Here is a 3,182-nt window from a genome sequence, read left to right on the forward strand (position 1 = left end):
CCCATCAAATGGAAACCGACGACTCACAGAACGTCCGGACCGAATGAAGGGGGCGGCTCAGCTGGTCGAGTGCGCCGTCACAGCGGCATGGCTGCTGATCACCCCGGGATCCGGTGTGGCGATGGTGCGTGATGGAGCGAAGCAGCGGGTCAAGGCGCTGAGTGAACTCGCTCTAACGGGCCGCGACGTCAGTGAGTTGCTGGCGCAAGCCGACAACGTAATCAAGCAGCTATCTGCCAGCGAGGGGCCGCGAGCGTTTGTATTCGAGCAGCGCTGTCTGGCGTTGAAGGACGGCAGAAACTGGTACATCACGTACCGGGCACTGTCTGAGCAATCTCACAGTGGCATCACGATCTCTGACTTCTATTCCAGCGTGGACCCCTCCAGTCCGATCGGGGTCGCGTTCAATCCGTCCGCGAGCAACGAAACGCATGGCGCGAATCTAGGTCTAGCGGCATGCGCTCTCGTCCTGGCGATCGACTCGGAGGAGAAGGCGCGCGCCAAGCCGCGCCGATCGGCTGAACTTAAGCGGATTGTTCGAACGCTAGGTCTCGATGGCTCCTAATGAAGACCACTCGTGATCTGGATCACGTCGGCGGCTGCGCCAAGGGTGCCCGCGGCTAGTCGGGTACCGAATGATGCGTATGGGATCACCTTCCGGGCGACCGTGCGAATGCGTTCGGCGAGTTTCGCGCTCTCCTTGTCGTCTCCGAGCGAATCCGCCAGCATCGTGAGGACACCCAGTAGTTCGTGCACCCTACGAAGTAGATCGACACTGCCGAAGGCTTCAGATTCGCGGTACACCGCACGGCACGACGCGATGAGTTCGAAGATGTAGCGGCGTTCCGGTTCCCGCATCGAAATCTCGCCGGAGTTCAGAATCGAGTCGAGTTCGTCGAGCGCGTCCATGCTCGCGCTTCGCGTCGGCGCTGCGAGGGGGACTGCAAGCTCGGTCGAATCAATGAGGTCACCAGTCGCGTAGAGCATGTCGATCAGCTCTTGGCTGAAGAGCGGCAGTTCCGCCTGTCCGGCCATCTCACCCCATGCCCGATCGGGGACAAACACTGCGGCGGTCCACATCGGCATGAAACGCAGGTAATGGTCGACACGCTGACCAGATGACTTCATGGCTGCGAGAAATCGGTCAACGTCTCCCAGCAGTGCGGCTGCGTGCGCTTGGGTTCGCCACGCGTCAAGATCGCCCGTGTGAGTGGTCCGCAGCATGTGGACGTTCTTTCCGGGGGGGATGTTCTTCCATCCCGTAAGCATGTCGGCGAGTTCTCGCGCCGGGTTTGTCATTGTGTACATCCAGCCTCTCGTTGATGGGAACCGGCCGACAGGCGGATTACTCGCGCTGCGCGTTTTTGAATGCCGAGTGGAGCATGTCGGTTGAAGCCGAATCTGCACTCAATGTATCCGTCGGCAATCATTGAGTGCGCGGCGGATCGGTGGCGAAGTGTCTGGTCATTGCTTGGTGGCCGGCGCATAGTCGGACGCCACACCGAATCGACTACCTCACCTCCTTGCGCCTCTGGGCTGAGACGCGATCTCGGGGGCCGCAGGGGGAGCGGCGCTCAGGTGTTGACGAGCTGCGCGGCGCGCTGGTGGGAGACGCCCATGATCGTGCCGATATCGCGGACGGGGATCTCGGCGGCGGCGAGGCGCTTCGCGAGGCTGACGGCACGGTCGGATGCTGCGCGCTCGAGGGCGGCGGCGTCCGATCGTGCTGCGCTGATCGCGTGCGTCTCGGCGAGCACGTCGAGTCCGTTCACGTCGGACACGGTCACGGTCACGGCGATGTCGTCGGGTGCGACGTCGAGTGTTGCGGCGATGTACTCGCGGGCGGTGCTCTCGGCGTCGCCGAGGCGGCGGGTCTGGGTGAGCCCGTCGAGGTCGGGGATGCGGATCATCCACCATTTCCCGTCGCGGCTCGCGGTGGCGGTGTAGTGCTTCATCGGGTGACTCCTTCCAGTGCGGCGGCTTCGCGCATGTCTGCGCCTAGTTCGATAGCTTCGGCGGCGGCTAGGTACTCGGCCGAGGTGATCTCGTCGGATTCGGTGGCTGCGCGGCGGAACCACGCGGCCCGCCCGCGGGAGCGGGCGATGTTCTCGGGGCTATATGTGTCGCTCATTCGCCTTCCTCCATTGCTTTGAGCAGGTTCCGGTACACGCCGGGGCTGATGGTGCGGTGCCCGTCGGGGAGCGTGAAGGTCGCTCCGGTCGGGGACTGCCAGACGGTGTGCGATCCGACGGTGCGGAGGGGGCTCCATCCGGCGTTGCGCATCATCTTGACGACCTTGCGTGTGGGTTGCTCGCTGATCATGAGAATAGTCTAGCCCGACTAGACACTACAAGTCAAGTCGGGCTAGACAAAGGCGGATCGACCTTACCGCTTGCGGTGTGTCGCGTGGTCTTGATAAGCTCAGCTTGCGCGATAAATGACGAAAGGCCCGGCGACTCTGCCGGGCCTTTCGCGTTCCCGCTGCCCTGGCCAAAGGGGGTGAGTCCGATGTGACACTCCCTGGGTCCATAGCTTCCCCAGCCGTGCCCGGCTTGGGGGCGCGCCCCGCCGCCGCTGACCCTCACCTTCTGCCCTCACGCACCCGTCGTCGAGTCGCCGCGCATTCTGCGGGCGCCGCGGGTCGATTCTTGGCGCACACGGTCGCGGGCGCTGTGGGGCGTTGCTCTACCTACCGATCGAGCGGAGGGAGTCTCACATGTCACTGAGTGACGACGTGAACGCGGGACCGCCGGAGGCGCCGCGTCGGCGAACGAAGATCGACGACTGGCTTGACCGGCTCGACGCCGCCGACCGCGAGGCGGCGATGCGCGCCCTGAGCGACCCCGCGTGGCGGCATGTCGACGTGCATGCGCTGCTCGCCCGGCACGGGCTCGACGTCTCTGACGTCCAGGTCGGGAAGTATCGGAGGGCGCTGAATGTCGCTGGCTGACGAGGTGCGCGCAACGGTGCCCGATGTCCCCGCGGAGTGGCGCGCGCGGCAAGTGGTCCGCGGTGACGAGGTCGAGATCGTGACGGGGCCTATCGAGCCGGTCGCGACCGACGCCGAGCTGCTCCGCTCGTTCGGGTACGACCCGGCCGAGATCGAGGTCGTCGGGACGATCAACCAATGGCGCAAGCAGCTCCCCGACGGGCAGTGGCGGGTGTCGTACTTCTTCCGCTCT

At 64.6% G+C, this 3,182-nt stretch carries 7 protein-coding genes; 3 read left to right on the top strand and 4 right to left on the bottom strand.

Annotated elements, in window-relative coordinates:
• Positions 1-565, top strand: a 565-nt coding sequence (locus BGO15_RS06540; RefSeq protein WP_286747637.1) for a hypothetical protein, incomplete at its 5' end; no start/stop codon positions are given.
• Here BGO15_RS06540 and BGO15_RS06545 read toward each other — a convergent pair.
• From BGO15_RS06545 to BGO15_RS06560, 4 genes are all read right to left on the bottom strand, one after another.
• Positions 562-1,308 carry a hypothetical protein gene (locus BGO15_RS06545; protein ID WP_056519286.1) on the bottom strand — a complete coding sequence of 249 codons (747 nt, stop codon included), beginning with the start codon at positions 1,306-1,308 and terminating at the stop codon, positions 562-564. The two genes, BGO15_RS06540 and BGO15_RS06545, sit on opposite strands and share 4 nt — an antisense overlap.
• Before the next feature lie 266 nt (positions 1,309-1,574).
• Entirely contained in the window at positions 1,575-1,955 is a 381-nt protein-coding gene (locus BGO15_RS06550; RefSeq protein WP_056208377.1) for a hypothetical protein, read from the bottom strand.
• Positions 1,952-2,131, bottom strand: coding sequence for a hypothetical protein (locus BGO15_RS06555; RefSeq protein WP_056208381.1), 180 nt, complete (start codon positions 2,129-2,131; stop codon positions 1,952-1,954). The genes BGO15_RS06550 and BGO15_RS06555 overlap by 4 nt, the downstream gene beginning before the upstream one ends.
• On the bottom strand, positions 2,128-2,322 hold the full coding sequence (locus tag BGO15_RS06560) for a type II toxin-antitoxin system HicA family toxin (RefSeq protein WP_056208385.1): 195 nt from the start codon (positions 2,320-2,322) through the stop codon (positions 2,128-2,130). Before BGO15_RS06560 ends, BGO15_RS06555 begins: the two co-directional genes overlap by 4 nt.
• A gap of 394 nt (positions 2,323-2,716) precedes the next feature.
• On the opposite strand from BGO15_RS06560, the gene BGO15_RS06565 reads away from it, so the two are divergent.
• Together BGO15_RS06565 and BGO15_RS06570 are read left to right on the top strand one after the other, a co-directional pair.
• Entirely contained in the window at positions 2,717-2,950 is a 234-nt protein-coding gene (locus BGO15_RS06565; RefSeq protein WP_056208390.1) for a hypothetical protein, read from the top strand.
• The coding region (locus tag BGO15_RS06570; protein ID WP_286747646.1) for a hypothetical protein at positions 2,937-3,182 on the top strand (246 nt) is incomplete at its 3' end. The genes BGO15_RS06565 and BGO15_RS06570, both read left to right, overlap by 14 nt.

The organism is Microbacterium sp. 71-23, assembly GCF_001897265.1.
GTDB classification, from domain to species: domain Bacteria; phylum Actinomycetota; class Actinomycetes; order Actinomycetales; family Microbacteriaceae; genus Microbacterium; species Microbacterium ginsengisoli.

Excerpts from the sequence above, each read along its gene's own strand:
- BGO15_RS06560 (WP_056208385.1), bottom strand. The coding sequence starts at position 2,322 with ATGATCAGCGAGCAACCCACACGCAAGGTCGTCAAGATGATGCGCAAC.
- BGO15_RS06550 (WP_056208377.1), bottom strand. The coding sequence starts at position 1,955 with ATGAAGCACTACACCGCCACCGCGAGCCGCGACGGGAAATGGTGGATG.
- BGO15_RS06555 (WP_056208381.1), bottom strand. The coding sequence starts at position 2,131 with ATGAGCGACACATATAGCCCCGAGAACATCGCCCGCTCCCGCGGGCGG.
- BGO15_RS06565 (WP_056208390.1), top strand. The coding sequence starts at position 2,717 with ATGTCACTGAGTGACGACGTGAACGCGGGACCGCCGGAGGCGCCGCGT.
- BGO15_RS06545 (WP_056519286.1), bottom strand. The coding sequence starts at position 1,308 with ATGTACACAATGACAAACCCGGCGCGAGAACTCGCCGACATGCTTACG.